Source organism: Candidatus Fokinia cryptica (assembly GCF_034359305.1).
Lineage (GTDB): Bacteria > Pseudomonadota > Alphaproteobacteria > Rickettsiales > Midichloriaceae > Fokinia > Fokinia crypta.
In genome coordinates, this window is sequence record NZ_CP110343.1 from 470274 (window position 1) to 486416 (window position 16143).

At 32.8% G+C, this 16143-nt stretch carries 15 protein-coding genes and 1 pseudogene; 10 read left to right on the forward strand and 6 right to left on the reverse strand.

The genetic code is table 11. The features are described from left to right. Nucleotides 1-40 precede the first annotated feature (40 nt). Nucleotides 41-1825, forward strand: a complete 1785-nt coding sequence (gene typA, locus Fokcrypt_RS02185) for a translational GTPase TypA (protein WP_323721905.1) — start codon at nt 41-43, stop codon at nt 1823-1825. Nucleotides 1826-2028: 203 nt separating this feature from the next. On the opposite strand, the gene tmk is transcribed toward typA, so the two are convergent. Next, the gene (tmk, locus tag Fokcrypt_RS02190; RefSeq protein ID WP_323721906.1) at nt 2029-2721 is read right to left on the reverse strand and encodes a dTMP kinase; all 693 of its coding nucleotides are present in this window, start codon (nt 2719-2721) and stop codon (nt 2029-2031) included. A 258-nt stretch (nt 2722-2979) separates the two neighbouring features. Here tmk and Fokcrypt_RS02195 point away from each other — a divergent pair, with 258 nt between their 5' ends. Further along, nucleotides 2980-4293 carry a M16 family metallopeptidase gene (locus tag Fokcrypt_RS02195; protein ID WP_323721907.1) on the forward strand — a complete coding sequence of 438 codons (1314 nt, stop codon included), beginning with the start codon at nt 2980-2982 and terminating at the stop codon, nt 4291-4293. Nucleotides 4294-4330: 37 nt separating this feature from the next. Here the strand turns inward: Fokcrypt_RS02195 and Fokcrypt_RS02200 are convergent, their stop codons facing one another. The 3 genes from Fokcrypt_RS02200 to Fokcrypt_RS02210 are packed head-to-tail and all read right to left on the reverse strand — an operon-like array spanning nt 4331 to nt 6923. After that, a complete protein-coding gene (locus Fokcrypt_RS02200) occupies nt 4331-5605 on the reverse strand; it encodes a sigma-54-dependent transcriptional regulator (protein WP_323721908.1) in 1275 nt (424 codons plus the stop codon). Then, complete coding sequence (gene grpE / locus Fokcrypt_RS02205; RefSeq protein WP_323721909.1) at nt 5602-6282, reverse strand: nucleotide exchange factor GrpE; 681 nt, start codon at nt 6280-6282, stop codon at nt 5602-5604. The genes Fokcrypt_RS02200 and grpE overlap by 4 nt, the downstream gene beginning before the upstream one ends. Before the next feature lie 56 nt (nt 6283-6338). Then, nucleotides 6339-6923 (reverse strand): BON domain-containing protein, encoded by a 585-nt coding sequence (locus Fokcrypt_RS02210; protein WP_323721910.1) that lies wholly within the window; start codon nt 6921-6923, stop codon nt 6339-6341. A 77-nt stretch (nt 6924-7000) separates the two neighbouring features. Here Fokcrypt_RS02210 and rpmE point away from each other — a divergent pair, with 77 nt between their 5' ends. The 7 genes and pseudogenes from rpmE to Fokcrypt_RS03605 all read left to right on the forward strand — a co-directional run. Continuing rightward, nucleotides 7001-7321, forward strand: a complete 321-nt coding sequence (gene rpmE, locus Fokcrypt_RS02215) for a 50S ribosomal protein L31 (RefSeq protein ID WP_323721911.1) — start codon at nt 7001-7003, stop codon at nt 7319-7321. Between the two features lie 21 nt (nt 7322-7342). Further along, on the forward strand, nt 7343-7801 hold the full coding sequence (gene dut / locus Fokcrypt_RS02220; protein ID WP_323721912.1) for a dUTP diphosphatase: 459 nt from the start codon (nt 7343-7345) through the stop codon (nt 7799-7801). 101 nt (nt 7802-7902) lie between these two features. Next, nucleotides 7903-8097 (forward strand): hypothetical protein, encoded by a 195-nt coding sequence (locus Fokcrypt_RS02225; RefSeq protein ID WP_323721913.1) that lies wholly within the window; start codon nt 7903-7905, stop codon nt 8095-8097. A gap of 335 nt (nt 8098-8432) precedes the next feature. Then, a complete protein-coding gene (gene glmS / locus Fokcrypt_RS02230) occupies nt 8433-10262 on the forward strand; it encodes a glutamine--fructose-6-phosphate transaminase (isomerizing) (protein ID WP_323721914.1) in 1830 nt (609 codons plus the stop codon). Between the two features lie 168 nt (nt 10263-10430). Next, complete coding sequence (locus Fokcrypt_RS02235; protein WP_323721915.1) at nt 10431-10913, forward strand: hypothetical protein; 483 nt, start codon at nt 10431-10433, stop codon at nt 10911-10913. Nucleotides 10914-11155: 242 nt separating this feature from the next. Beyond that, nucleotides 11156-11638 (forward strand): hypothetical protein, encoded by a 483-nt coding sequence (locus Fokcrypt_RS02240; RefSeq protein WP_323721916.1) that lies wholly within the window; start codon nt 11156-11158, stop codon nt 11636-11638. A gap of 592 nt (nt 11639-12230) precedes the next feature. Next, nucleotides 12231-12332 (forward strand): annotated as a pseudogene (locus tag Fokcrypt_RS03605) (hypothetical protein); the annotation flags it as partial. Between the two features lie 70 nt (nt 12333-12402). Here Fokcrypt_RS03605 and Fokcrypt_RS02245 read toward each other — a convergent pair. Continuing rightward, nucleotides 12403-12603 carry a hypothetical protein gene (locus tag Fokcrypt_RS02245; protein ID WP_323721917.1) on the reverse strand — a complete coding sequence of 67 codons (201 nt, stop codon included), beginning with the start codon at nt 12601-12603 and terminating at the stop codon, nt 12403-12405. A 618-nt stretch (nt 12604-13221) separates the two neighbouring features. On the opposite strand from Fokcrypt_RS02245, the gene greA reads away from it, so the two are divergent. Further along, complete coding sequence (gene greA / locus Fokcrypt_RS02250; protein WP_323721918.1) at nt 13222-13689, forward strand: transcription elongation factor GreA; 468 nt, start codon at nt 13222-13224, stop codon at nt 13687-13689. On the opposite strand, the gene Fokcrypt_RS02255 is transcribed toward greA, so the two are convergent. Further along, nucleotides 13679-16117, reverse strand: a complete 2439-nt coding sequence (locus Fokcrypt_RS02255) for a pentapeptide repeat-containing protein (protein WP_323721919.1) — start codon at nt 16115-16117, stop codon at nt 13679-13681. The two genes, greA and Fokcrypt_RS02255, sit on opposite strands and share 11 nt — an antisense overlap. Between the last annotated feature and the right edge of the window lie 26 nt (nt 16118-16143).

Genomic DNA, 16143 nt, shown 5'->3' on the forward strand with positions numbered 1-16143 from the left:
GCTTAACGATGTATAAATTTGAAAATTGTTTTATGACGAAATGAATTACAAAGATATTAGAAATGTAGCTGTGATAGCACACGTTGATCATGGTAAAACCACTTTAGTGAGTGGATTGTTGGTACAAAGTGGTATGGATGGTGTAGTTGTTGATCATAATGACTTAGAGAAAGAAAGGGGTATTACAATACTTTCTAAATGCACTTCCCTCATTTTTAACGGGATAAAATACAATTTGATAGATACTCCGGGACATGCCGATTTTGGTGGCGAGGTAGAGCGTGTATTATCAGTAGTTGAAGGTGTGATTTTGCTTGTCGATTCTTCTGAGGGAGCAATGCCGCAAACAAAATTTGTACTTTCAAAAGCACTGAAAGTAGGGTTGAAGCCTATTGTTGTTGTAAATAAAATCGATAGACCAGATAAAAGAATAGATGGAGTATTAGACGAAATAGTAGAGCTATTTATGGCTTTAGATGCTACCGATGAGCAACTAAATTTTCCGATATTATACGCTGCTGGGAGGGACGGTTGGGCTAGTTTAGATGTGAATAAGAAAACAAAAAATTTCGACGATCTATTTAACGTGATGAGAGATTATGTACCTCATCCAATAGTGGACGAATCTACAAAAGAATTCACTATGTCTTCTGTTATACTATCTTCGGATAAGTATCTTGGGAAGCTTATTATAGGAAAAGTGTATTCTGGAGTAGCATTAGTTGGAGCTACCTTGAAAAGCATAAGCTTGACTGGAGAGATAGTAGAAAATATCAAATTGCAGAAGCTATTTGAGTTTCATGGTTTAAGTAGAGTATCAGTAGACTCAGTAGTTGCAGGAGATATAGTTTGTATTGCAGGTGTACAGAAAACAACTATTTCAGATACTATATGCAGTATTAATCATATGAGCCCAATTGCTTCAATACCAGTAGATCCTCCTACTATGTCAGTTACAATATCTGTAAATGACTCACCGCTTGCTGGAACAGAGGGTAATAAATTAACTTCGCGTATGATTTTAGAGAGGTTAGAGAAAGAGGCAGAGACAAATGTTGCAATTAAGCTAGTAAATGAAGGAGGCGATAAATTTATACTATATTGTCGCGGAGAGTTGCAACTAAGTATTATTCTGGAAAATATGCGTCGCGAAGGTTTTGAAGTATCGGTGTCAAGACCAGAGGTAGTAATTCAGGAAAGTGAGGATGGTAAATTAGAGCCTATAGAAGAAGTTGTAATAGATGTAGAAGATGAATACACTGGTGTAGTAATAGAAAAGCTTTCTGTGAGAAAAGGTGAAGTACTAGAAATGAAAGCTGCTGGATATGGTAAAACTAGATTAATATTAAAGGTACCAACAAGAGGTTTAATAGGTTATCAAAGTGAATTTAGAAATGATACTAGAGGTACTGGTATCATGAATCACAGTTTTTTTGGATATGAAAAATTCAAGGGAAAAGTACCAGGTCGTAGGAATGGTGCCTTAATATCGATGATTAGTGGGGAAGCGGTAGCATTTGCTTTATGTAATCTAGAGGAAAGAGGTAGTTTATTTATAGGAGCTAAAGATAAAGTATATGAGGGAATGGTTATAGGTGAGTGTAATAGAGAAGGTGATCTCGATGTGAATCCTGTAAAAGGTAAGCAGTTAAGCAATGTGCGTGCTGCGGGTAGTGATGAAAATATAAGACTTACTCCAGCTAGAAGGATGAACTTAGAAGAATACCTTTCTTATATACAAGATGATGAGTTATTAGAAATTACCCCAGTTAATATAAGGATTAGAAAAAAAGAACTTATAGCAAGTAAAAGAAAGAGGAAATAGTAGAAAACATATATAGTATTTTTCTTTAGAAAATTCCGAACCATATCTCTATTTTGTTTGTACAGAAGCGTAAGGTATTATTTTTTAAAAATTGGTATGACTATTTCGTTTGTTTGAAACATTTTCGCTCTCATATATTTAAAGACGCTATCTCATGAGTACATCCAAAAACTGCAGTACATTCTATAATGAACATGCACTATTTAACTAACTGATATTGAGCGGTCTTTTAGTGATGATTTTTCTTGTTTTAAAAAGGGGGCATTTAGTGTACGTAACTCGTTTATTAAGTTAACTGCTTCTTTTATTATAATATCGCTAACTACATCAATACTTTGTGCGCTATCAACCAACATAATTTTTCTCATATTTCTATTTTTCTCATATATATCTAAAAAAGCAGCTCTAACTTTTGAATGAAAATCACATGCTTGCATATCATATACGCTTTTATGTGCGGCACTGAGAGCAATTCTTTTCATTGCTATTTCAGGTGCTAAATCTAATATTATAGTCAAATCTGGAATCAAATTTTCAGTAGAGTATTCTATTATTTTTGATATCACTTCTGAATCTCCTTTTTTTACAGTTACTTGATATGCGATAGAAGAATCAATATAGCGATCACATAATACTATTTTACCTTCTTTTAGGTGTTTCTTTATTACTTTTACATTTTCTCTTCTAGATGCACTTAACAAAAACATTTCAGTAATTGGATCTGAAACCATTTCGCTTAACATAACATCCCTTACTGCCTCTCCAATTTTTGTTCCTCCTGGTTCTTTTGTACTATAAACATCGAAATTGCATTCTTTTAAATTTTTAGAAAGTAAACGCAGTTGAGTAGATTTTCCTACTGCTTCTCCGCCTTCTATAGTAATAAAGCAACTCATAACGATGCAAAACAGATATCCTTACTAGGTAATAATATACTAGATAGTAACATATTAGACAGTAATATATTAGATAATAATTAATATATAAATCATAGTACAGTTGCTATTCTATGGCATTGATAACAATTTCAGCATTCTCCATAGAATTTTTATAAGAATTTCGATGCTACAATATTTAAGAATTTGCGCTAAGACTCCAAAAAATTATTGTTTCCTATACTAGTAAAATGTACAACTAATAGTACTGATCAAAAAATGACTAATATGATTCAAAAAAAGAAAGTTTCAAAATTTGTAAATGGTGCCACTCTACTCACAGATGTTCGTACGGATGTTCATAGTGTTGCTCTCTATATATTATTTAAAGTTGGGTCAAATAGTGAAGCTGTAGAAATTTCTGGAATATCGCATTTCATAGAACATATGCTTTTCAAGGGAACGGAGAAAAGAAATGCAAAAGAAATAGCTGAAGCTTGTGAAAGAATTGGAGCTTCGATCAATGCATATACGTCGCGTGAAGTAACAGTTTACCATGGTAAAGTACTGAAGGAGTATTTTTATACTTTAATGGAAGTATTTGCGGATATGTGTAAGAATTCTGTTTTTAACGAAGGGGAGGTAGAGAGAGAAAGAAATGTTATTAAGGAGGAGTTGAAAGAGTATGCTGATGATCCTAGTAGTATACTAGCGGAGGAGCTAGAAGCGATATGCTATAAAGGCACTAGTGCCGGGATGAAAGTTGGAGGAACTATAGAATCTGTCAATAGTATAAATCGAGATGCAATGCTATCATTCTTTGAAAAGCATTATGTGAATTCTCAGATGATTATAGGTATATCTGGTAATTTTGATGAAGAGAAGGCTATAGAAGAAGTTAGAAAGCTTTTTTGTGGCAATGTAGAGTGCATCACAAATTCGCTACATTCTATCAATAAAAACGTTATATCATCCCCAGAGCTGTATGTTGCACCGAATTTTTGTGGTGGGATGTCATCTATTTCAAAGGATGTAGAGCAGGTACATGTTGGATTAGCCTTACCTGCAGTATCATATTCGTGTGATAATTACTATACGCAGAGGATTGCAAATATAATATTAGGTGGTGGGATGTCTTCTAGATTATTTCACAGTATCAGAGAAAGGCTTGGTTTGGCTTATGCAATATACTCTTCTATACACTCTTACGCTCGTTATGGTTATCTTACGATCAGCAGTGTGACAAGTCCTGAGAATGCAAAGCAATTAGTGGAGCAATCTATATTCGAGATGAAAAAAATGGTAGAAGATGTAAATAGAGAAGAAATTGAAAAAGGTAAAAATAGAATACTATCTTCTATTATTATGTCATCAGAAAGTTCTTCTGCAAGAGCTTCTCATATGGTAACTGAATATGCTATGTTCGAGGGGGTTGTAGAGATAGATGATATCATAGCTAAAGTACAGAACATTTCGGTAGATGAGATAAAGAACGAACTAAATTCTTTAGTAAATAGTATCAATACTGGATATGCTCTTTCCATTGTCGGGAATATTTCTTCGCTAGATGTAAAAACGTTACTGAGCGTTTGAGTTAATTATAAAATTACCGTAAAGGCTAAAAAAAATATTATGTGAGTTCTTTTAGTTTTCTATAAAGTGTAACTCTATCTATTTTTGTGAGTTCTACTACTTTTGATAAGTTGTTAGGGTACATATTGATATGATGTTGAAAGTAAAGCTTTTCAAAATTCTTCTTAGCTTCTCTATAATTTTGCTTTAAAATTGTAGATAAGAATACATCTTCAGGCATTTTTAACGTACTACTTGACGACAAAGCTATTATTATTTCTTCTATCTTATGACGAAGCTCTCTGATGTTACCTAGCCAGCTACGATTTTGCATTTCTGATAATAATTTTTCATACTGTGAAAAATCGAAATTAGCATTATACTGCTCATTAAAATACTGCCAAAAGTACTGTATAAGCAGAAAGATGTCTGATTTTCTTGCTGATAATGATGGTATATGAATGCTAAATGTAGATAGTCTAGCATACAAATCTGGTAGCATATTATTTTTACATTCAGCTTCTGTACTTCTCGAATTACCTATTAATTTGATATTAATTTCTTCTTTATTCTCATTTTCACTCAAATACTGAGTATTGATAAAATCGAGTATTTTTTTCTGACATTCTAATGAAATCTTATCTATTTCTTCTATAATTAAGGTACCTCCGTTTGCTTTTTGTAAGGTTTCATAAAGCATTTTATCTGCGTCACTCTCAGAATGATTCAATATTCTCAGGTGATACAACTTATGATGTTCACAATCTGAAAGCATATGTATTAGTTGAGATATTAATGTTTTTCCTGTACCAATAGCACCGGTGATCATGAATCTCCCACTAGAATTTGCATGCCTATCTATTAATTTTTTTATTTTTATAATCTCCTTCGTATTTCCTATAAAGGAGTTTTCCGCTTCTCTTTTTCTTAAAAGCATATTTGTTCTAGCCAATTCTAGACTTTCAATTGCTCTTTTTACTGCTAATAATAACCTCTCTCTGCGAAAAGGTTTCTCTAAGAAATCATATGCTCCAAATTTCATTGCTAAAGCTGAAATTTCAGGGGATGCGTGACCGCTTATCATTATCACCGGTACTAATGGTACCATCTTCTTTATTCGTTTTAGAGCTATGATTCCGTCTTCTTCATCAGATTCCATCCATATATCCAATAGTGCTAATTTTACTATACCACTTCTTACTATATCGAGTGCTTCTGTGCTAGTTGCACACTTAAGCACTTTATAGCCAGCACTTTCTAAAATACCACTTATCAGTTCTCTTATATCATAATCATCGTCAGCGACAAGTATACTATCATATTCGTGATTCATACATCTACCTCTTTTTTAGAAACAGAAACTAAAGCAGGCTTAATTAAGAGATCTTTGCATATATAGCCAGCTCTCATTACTTCTAAGATTGAGTTAGCGGGATATGCATCATCTCCAAGTGTGCTAATTGCTTGGTGTTTATGGTAATCGTACATTTCTCCTTTTTGAGGGAAGATTCTTTCTATATTATACTTCTTCAGAACATCTTCGAATATCTTTATATTCATTTTTATGCCGTCAGCTACAAGACGAATTGTATCTTCTCCTCCATCTGCGTGCTCTCTTGCTCTATAAAAATTCTCAAAAACCTCAGTCATGTCGCCAATAAATTTAGACATGAAGTCGTTTCCAGCTTTTTCTAATTCAATTTTATGTCTCTTCCTAAGATTTTCCGTTTCAGTCAAAGCTGATGCTAATCCTTCCTTTAAGCTATTCACTTGCTCTTCTAGGACGTTGTTCTTTTCAACTAATACGTCAAGTTGAGTTTTTAGGGCATCTAATTCTTCTTGTACCTTATTTTCAGCAACTACTTTATCCTCACTGCTTGAGACCACGTCATCACTTTCTTGAGTCGTCTCAGATTGTAATTCTTTCTCTTTTTCAAACATGTCCTTACCATTACAGTATACACAGTTTGATATATATGCGTAGTTCATCACCTTTTCAATATCTTTCACATTTCCCACTACTTAATAGTGTCTAATTCTTTTTTTTAGCAATTAATTTAACATTATTAAAAATGATTTACATACGCATAACTTACCACTTTCTCAACATCTTTTACATTCCTAATTACTAGTATTACTTGTTCTAATTCTTCTTTATTTGCAGCTTTTCCTAATACATATGCAACTTTGTCATGCACAATTATGGAATATCTACCAGATTCGACCTTTTTCTCTAGTATAAGTTGTAAAGCGATATTTTTTTCAAGGATAACGTCTTGCGTTTTATTTTGAGCTTCTTGAGAGCTTCCAGTTATCGATATATCAGAAAAGACTTTAGTAGCTCTGCTATTTTCACGAATTTTATTTATCAGTGTATCTTTTGTATACTCAATATCAATATCACCTACAACGACTACTTCTCCCTCAAACGCATTGTAACGTAAATTGCAATACCTACCATCACAAGCACCATTAACTATATTACGTACTTCTAGCATCAGTATTTTATCGTCTACTTGAGTACCAAGTGTTCTTTTATCTGTTGCGGAATAAACACTCACTCCAGCTACAGTACCGAGAAGTACTGAGCAACATCCGACTAAAGTAGATGTGCACGCTATTATCAAAGATAATCTGAAAATGTACCACATGATAGATGTGAACCTTGAATTAAAGAACTATGTATGCCATCATACATTTAATCATTGTTCGTTCAAATAATATTGTGATGAAAAAAAAGATTGATGCAAAGAAGAAAGTGACCAAGACTCAAGGTAAAGCTCCGGTAGTGAGCTTAAAGAAGGGGGATTCTCAGAGCAAAACAAAGTATCTAAGTTCTATTCATCCGAGCTATAAAAATGTTGAAGTAAAAGATGTTGATGGAACGAAATTTCAAATACGTTCCACATATAAGCATTCTGAGATGACGCTAAGTATTTCGGCTAAAAATCATCAAGCGTGGACTTCTGAGCGTTCAGTTGATGCAACTGTAGATCAGGTAAAGGAATTTCAAAGAAAATTTGGTACTTTTAGCGTTTTAAAAGACTAATTAACTAGGTTAATAGAAAGAATGCACGCTAAATTAGAAGTGAAATTTCTGAAATTACCTCATTTCGGAGATTTACCTCTTCCAGAATACGCTACTCTTGGTAGTGCTGGAATGGATCTTTATGCCGCTGTGGAGAGTGATGTGGTGATTAGTAGTATGAGTAGGAAGCTTATAAGCTCTGGGGTAGCTATAGAGCTTCCCGTTGGTTATGAAGCTCAAATTAGAAGTAGATCAGGATTATCAATGAAATATGGAGTTGTGGTTCTGAATTCGCCTGGCACAATAGATTCTGATTATAGGGGGGAAATAGGCGTTATACTGATAAATTTCGGCTCAGAGGATTTTGTAGTGACCAGAGGGATGAGGATTGCTCAAATGGTGATTTGTAGCGTAGTTACTTGTAAGCCTGTTGCCGTTGCATCTCTTTCTGATACTAGTAGGGGTGATGGAGGCTTTGGCTCTACGGGGTATAAGAAGTAATCTAGAAAAGGAAAGAAAAAATCATTATGATGTTATCCTCACTTGATACTGGGGCACGAACTTTCTACTACTCAATTTTCGTAATTTTTTAATAAATTAATATGAAACACAGAATATCTAGTTTAACCATACCCCCTCTGAACGAGAGCGAGAGAAACATTCGTTCGTGGTTACATATGTACTTATATCCCGCAGTGAATCAAACACTGAGTGAAATAGCAGATTTAAAAAAAGAGGTTACTGCCTTAAAAGAAGAGGTTACTGCCTTAAAAGAAGAGAAGAAGTTACTGCCTTAGAAGATTCTCGTCAGTTATTGCAAGAATGCAAGGATTGATATAGTATGATAATTTAAATTATGGAAAGTTATCACTATCTTATTCGATAAGGCGTATTTTCTTTCAGTACTATCAAAAAAATACTATCAAAAAAAGCTTTTAGAGTGGTATTTTTCTCTCTCTTGAGGTATATAATATGAAAGTTATCACTATCTTATTCGATAAGGCGTATTTTCTTTCAGTACTATCAAAAAAATACTATCAAAAAAAGCTTTTAGAGTGGTATTTTTCTCTCTCTTGAGGTATATAATATGAATTCTATTAAAAAGAGGTATTGTGATTCATAAACATAAGCGATGTGTGGTATTATAGGGATATTTGATAAAAGCATAAGGAAGAACAAAAATAGTGATCACTCTATTTTAAATCGACTCTGTACCGCGTTGCATCTTATAGAATATAGAGGATATGACTCTTGCGGAGTTGCAGTATTTTCTTCTTTTTCTGACGTTGAACCGAAGTTAATAAAAACGGTTGGAGAAGTTAAAAATCTTGAAGTAAAGTTAAAGTCACCGAACGAAGATGAGCTTTTTCACTATAATATAGGTATTGCTCACACGAGATGGGCAACACATGGTACTGTCACTGAAGCTAATGCTCATCCGATTAAAGCAAATGGCATATATATAGTGCATAATGGAGTTTTAGAAAATTATCATGCTTTAAAATCTACAATTACCTCTACCTATAAATTGCTTAGTGACACCGATACCGAAGTAATTGCCGTATTACTAGATAAAGAAATGGAAGGTAATAAAACTCTTATGGAGGCTGCTATTGCAACTTTAAATTATATTCGCGGTACAGGTAGTTATATTGCAGTTTCATACAATCATGCTGCTATGGTTGTAACTTGTATGGGTACTCCGATGATAATTGGTAAAACCGATAACGATGACTTTTATATAGTTTCTGACGTTTTAGCATTTCCTGAAAGTGTCACTTCTATTTATCATATGAAGATGAATGAAGTTTTCCATGTTACTAGTAATGGATATACTCTATATTCAAAACAATGCGAGAGTTCCATATCTCTAAACTTATCTCCTTTTAAAGTGGAGAATGTTCCGCAAATTCATCATAATTCCTACAGTACGCATACAGAAAAAGAAGTATACGAGCAAATAGACATAGTAGATTCTATGCATGTCGATGTTATGCAGAAATTACTGACTCTCAATATAGATATTACACGGTATAGCGAAATAGTGATGATTGGATGTGGTAGTTCGTTTAATGCTTGTAATCTTGTAAAAGAGCTGATTTTGGAAAGAAATGTTAATTGCGTTATTAAAGCTGAAATTGCATCAGAATTCTCTATAAAAAAACACCCTCCTCATAATAATGCACTTTATATCCTTGTATCACAATCTGGTGAAACAGCCGATACTATAAAGTGTTTGGAGCTAATAGGAGGATGCGATACCTTAGGGATAGTAAATCGTTTACATAGCAGACTCGCGAGAAGTACTAAATATTTGATGCATGTAGATATAGGAGTTGAAGTTGGTGTTGCCTCTACAAAAAGCTTTACATCTCATTTAATAGTATTGTCGATGCTTTTTGATACTTTATTCCATAATAAAACATCAGAGAGTGAATATGGTATAATTAGTCAAAATATAAGAGATATGCTTAAATTATGGTCTGATGTTAAAGATGCTTTAGTTATTTTATTAAATTCTGGAATAAATAAAATTCTTATCATAGGGAAAGGAATTTCGTATTATTCTGGGATTGAATGTGCTTTGAAAATAAAAGAACTTACTTACATTCCAACGGAAGCAATTCCATCAGGAGAGTTGAAACACGGCCATATTGCTCTAGTTGATGAAAAAACTCTTGTTATAGCATTCTTGGATGAGTACAGAGATAAAGTAAGAAATAATGTGCAGGAAGTTCTTGCGAGAAAAGGTAATGTGATTGCTTTTGATAGTAATCAGCAGATGGATGATGATAATGTCGGATTTACTACTTTTAATATTCATAATACTTCGAAAGTCCCCTTCTCTACTCCACTTTTAAATATAATTATAGGGCAAATGATAGCGATATCGATTGCTCAGATTTTGGAGTTGAATGTGGATAAACCACGGAATTTAGCTAAATCTGTTACGGTGGAGTAGTAGGTATGAGATAGTGTGGTATTCTCCACTCAATGCTACGTCCTTTGGAGTTTAGTGATTGTGCTTTCTCTTGGTGATTTGTAGATTCTTTTTATCTTATTCAATTGATAATTTCTTAATAGTTCTTTATCGCGTACAATTACTAAGTATCAATATTTATTTACTATTATGCAAAGAAGAACTAATCCTCCAGGTATTAAAAATTTCTACGATCCCGATGTAATACGTCAAAGTATTCATAAATCTTGCGCTGAAATATTGCTCTGTTCATCCGAAATTTTAAAATTTATTTTTCAGAAAAACGGAGTAGTTTCTCGTGCCGAATTAATGCAAAATTATCCAGAGATACGACAGTTACCTATATTATCGTTTAGCGTTTTTGAGTTATGTGATACCATCCAAGGGAACGCACATTTCATCCCAGATGTTATGCAAGATGATGAAAGAGTAAGTGCGATGATGTCTTCAATAGCGAGGCCTATTTTCATGGAAGAAGCGCAGATGATGCTACAAAGTCGAGGATGTATTGCTCCTAACAACTCGTCTAACTTGCAACATAACCAACAACAAGCACCTAGCTTAGAGCAAAGCCAGTATACTATTGCTGGAGATGAAACTCGCGATTCAGATAATGATTTATCAGATCTTTGATATCATTAAGTTTGTAGAATGAGAGTTGATAATATTGTCAGTAAATGTGTTCATGTTTTGGTGTATAATTGGCTTTGAGATTATAAAAAAAAACTCTTCGTCAATTCTTCAAAGGTGAACACATTTGATGAGTGATCCGTTTACGATATTTTAGAAATTTCTTTTTATCTTATTCAATTGATAATTTCTTAATAGTTCTTTATCACGTACAATTATCAAATATCAATATTTATTATATATTAATGTTAACTAAAACTAGCCCTGAAGGCAATAAAGATTTCCTTAATCACGATGTTATACGTGAAAGTATTCGTAAATCTTGCAATAAAATATTACTCTACTCATCTAAAATCTTACAATCTATTCTTCAGAAAGAAGGGGTAGTTTCTCCGAGGGAGTTAGCCCAAAACTATCCACAGATACCTTACTTACCTGGATTAGAAAGTGCTGTTAATGAATTGTGCAGTACGCTCAAAGGGCAAGCATATTTTATGCCTGAGTTTTTGCAGTTTGATGAAGGTATAAATGCTGCGATGTCTTCAATAGCGAGGCCTATTTTTATAGAGGAGGCACAGATAATATTGCAGAGTCAAGGATGTATTGCTCCTAGCAACTCATCTAACTTACAGCATAACCAACAACAAGCACCTAGCTTAGAGCAAAGTCAGTATACTGTCGCTGGAGATGAAATTCATGATTCAGATAATGATTTATCAGATCTTTGATATCATTAAGTTTGTAGAATGAGAATTAAAAGCTGTGTATCGTCTTGGACGTAATTTCAACGCTATAATAAATAGAAAATATTTCTACTCTTATGCGTAAGAGTAGAAATATTGAGTGTGGTAGTAGCTTATCTTAAAAGAATATCATAGTTAAAATCTAGCTTCATCAGTCTTTTTCCAGCCTGCTATAATTTTTACTTAATTATATCTTTCCTCACTTCGTTAGCCAATGATAGATGAGGATAACTATTATGATAGTGAATAAAGCACAACCATTCCCCTTAGCCTCAAGTTCATCGATCTTATCGCATTTATACTCAAGTCTATCGAGTTGCCCCGAAAGTTTGTATCTGAATTATAGTATTTATCCGAAAGTTCATCGAACTTATCCCACATATCAATTATTACACTTAATTTTTGTGAAGTTAAATTACTGCAGTCAGTTAGAATAATTTCATTCATTTTTAAACTTTTCTATCCCCACTCCTTCAATGATTGCCAAGAGCTAGTGATGAGGAAATGACCGAGAAATATTATGAAATTATAATAGCGCTTAAGGATGCTCACTAAACACGTTAACTAAACCTTTTATATGGAAAGATTTTTGATTACGCAGAAAGGTTACAATTCTTTAAAAGAGGAACTACAGCGTCTTAAAACAATAGATAGAACTTCTATAGTGGCAGCTATTTCAGAAGCTAGATCTCCTATCCGAAAGTTCTTTTTTCTACTTTACTCTCAATGCAATTTTTTACAGCGTTATTTCAAAAATCCGAAATCATTTGAAAATCCGAAAAATCTAATGAAACATCCAGCTGGTTGCCAAAGATCAAGTCTGCATAATCGACATTTAACAACTCTCCAAAATCAATAGCCGCAGCAAAATCGATGTATTCCTGCTTAAGCCATTCTGAAACTACATCGAGCGTATACTCCTGCAGAAGCTTTAGATTTGATAAATCCATATTAATTATTAATTAATTACCATGTCAACATTATTAGCACAAATCGTTCAACAGTTCCATTTATTTTTTTAAGCAAGTAATCAAATGAATATTTTATGAATAATATAGCTAGATGTGAGTTAGAATTTTAGAACTAGCTTAAAAAAATTCTATCATATTCGTACTTACATTAAACAAATTTCATTTATGTTTTGAAATATGGTTATATTCGCTTTAGTCCACTACTTTTAATGTTACTAATGTATCGAAATTCCACTCCTATACTCCGCTTCTAAATGTAATTGTAGGCCAAATATAAGAGGCGATAATTGTCAAGATTTATGAAAATAGCTGGATTATTATTTCTTTTATCAGCTAGTAGACATAAAAAATTTTTAAGAAATGCAGTTCATTTATCGTACTACATTGCTTTCCAAGTTGTTATGAAGATAATGATGCGATACTGCGGAGTTTATAGTCACAAAAAAAACAATATTTCCAGAATTTTATAATTAAGTTTTTTTATATATGCTGAATCACTGATATTTAGCCATATGATAAAATATTGATCATATAGCGTTTAAGGTATAGTATTATGAATTATATATGCTCACTAAACACGTTAACTAAACCTTTTATATGGAAAGATTTTTGATTACGCAGAAAGGTTACAATTCTTTAAAGGAGGAACTACAGCGTCTTAAAACAATAGATAGAACTTCTATAGTGGCAGCTATTTCAGAAGCTAGATCTCATGGCGATCTTTCTGAAAATGCAGAATATCATGCAGCTATCGAAAAGCAGAGCATGATAGAGAGTAAAATAGCCGATCTAGAGAATAAGTTTAACCGTGCTGAAGTTATAATACCAAATTCAGATACCGATATTATAAGATTCGGAGCGACAGTGGAGCTTGAAAGTGAGGATGAACCAAAAGTAAAGATGAAGTATACTATTGCTGGTAATTATGAAGCAGATCCTGAGAAAGGTATGATATCTGTTTATTCACCAGTAGGTAGATCTATGATAGGTAGAGCAGTTGGAGATGATATTGTAATAAATGAACGTGTATATATTGTTACTAGTGTTTTATATTCTACCGAGTGAGTGAAGGAGAAGATGGGGGTGGATTAATAACGCCCTTTCCTTCAGATTGTGCTATTGACTGATTCTGTTGCTTTATATTGAACTTACGAACTTTGTAGTTTTTTATTTTATTATAAGTAAGCGTAGCAAGTGCAACCGTACCTACAGTAATAGCAGTTATTTTTGTAAATGCAGCTGCAGCTATCATTACAGCGGTTGCTGCAACTGCTTTTGTTGCAATTTTTCGTGTTGCACTATCGAAAACTTTTTCAGGATTTTCTTTTCCTTCTAATAATTTATCGTGCATTTTGCTCTCTGTTGCTTTTTCTACTATTTCTTTACTAACCGCTGTAATAGCAAGTAGCTTTCCTGTTGCATTTACATTTCCGCCTAATGATTCTTGTGCAAGAGATGAGACAGCACAGTATAATGCAAATTTTGCCATATATTTTCCAATGTTATTAGATACTTCATCTGCTATAGCAGCTACTACAATTGCTTTTTCTCTTTCTCCTATCTCTTTAGACTGGTATTTTGCCTGATATGCTTTCACCGTTAATCCAGTAAGTAAAGCAGTTGCTTTTCCTAATCCTCCAATATTAAACTTATCGAAAACTTCATTAATTGTTGCAACTGTTGCTGCAGTTTCTACTGTCTGAGAAGTTTTTGTACCATAATCGTAAAATTTCACTAATTTTTTTCTTTTTTCTAAATCTTTATACTCTACAACGACACTTTTATCCTTTATAGCACTTTTTATCCTTTTATCTAATTTTAATGCTATGGTATCTTGATCTTCTAATGATATAGTAGCTTTTTTATTAATGGTAGGTGCTATTATCCCCATCCCCATATCAGTATTATTTATTACTATTTTATTTTTTATTTTATTACTGTCATCAATTTTTATAAGTTGCATATTAGAGTCTTTTACTTGAAGAGTATTAAAACGACATTTCTCGAATTCTCCACATTGTAGCTTAGAGTCTTTTACTTCGAAATTATCAGCCTTTATAGACGTAAATGATGAGTTTGGCATTAATGAACCTGAAAGCTTTATATCTTTAGCATTAACATTATTCAACTTAATTGGTAGCTTAGAGTCTTTAAATTCAATTTCATTGCAAGAACAATCAGAAAAACGCAATTGCCCACCTTCTTTAGGTAATTTGCTAAAGAATTCTTTTGTAAGTGAGTTAATTGCTTCCATTTTCTGTTCTTCAATAGATAGATAAAGCCCATCTTCATTTGGCTCTAAAAATATATCACCGTTACTATCTGTAGTATTTCGAAGTTTAACAATATCATCTGCTTTCTGAGCTATATTATCTTCTATGCATTTTTTTACTTCATAGTCCATTGTATTTTTACATCCAATAAATTTCATAGTTCCGATTTTATCTGTGATTTTAGTATCATCTAAGAATACGCAATTTTCAAATACAGTTTCTTTATTACCTTCTTTAGCAGAATTTAGTATCTTTGAATTAATAAATACACAGTTCTTATAAGTTTTGCCTATTTCGATTTCGTTTTGGATTGAATACTGAGTTTTTGGCTCAATCTCTAATTTTTCTTTTTCTACATATTTTAATTGTGTTTCTCTTATATCGTTTTTGGCAATAACAAGTTCCGTTTTTGCGGCATTGTATTTCTGCATTGTTTGCCACACCTTTTCTGCTACTTCATCTGATATATTAGGACTATTCATAAATTTTTGCGCACCCGATAATACATTCATTTCTTCTGAAGACATATCTTTTTCTACAATTTTCGCAAAATTAGGAATGGTAGGTTTTTTATTGTTTCGTGAATTCATTGTCGTCCATAATTCTTCGAGATAATTTGCAACATTTGCATTTTTTTCTTTTATTGTTTCCTGATGCATTTTTTGTAAATTGTTGTCAAACACCCAATCTGGAGAAGATTTTTGTTTTGCGTCGAATATTGTAGTAGAGAAAAGGTCTTCCTTTGGAATTTTAGTGTTTTTTGTAAAGATATTTACCCTTAAATTCGTCACTGCTTTTGCCGCATCTGTTACTTTTCCTATTAATCCACCGAGAAAACCTTTATCATCTTGTTTTTCAGTAATATTATTCCGTGCAATTTGTAATGAGGGAGGAAAATTTTCCTTTTCGTTAATGATAAAAAGATTATTTGTATTACGTGATGAATCTATTATAGCTCCAGAAAAATCAGAATCTGGAAAAGCACAGTTAGTGAGGCTAGAGTTTTGGAAATGTGTTCCATTAAATTTGCAATTTTCAAATATAGAAGCAGCGCAATTGAGGTTTTTGATAGTACAACCAGAAAAATCTATATCACTTAATAATACTTCTTGTATCTGCTTTTTGCTAAATTTTTCGAAATCTAACTCTTTCTCTCCATTCTTAAGTGCATTCTCTATGAGGATCTGCATCTCACTTTTTTTAATATCTTTTTTTTGCATCAGAGCGTATTAATATCAATTAAATT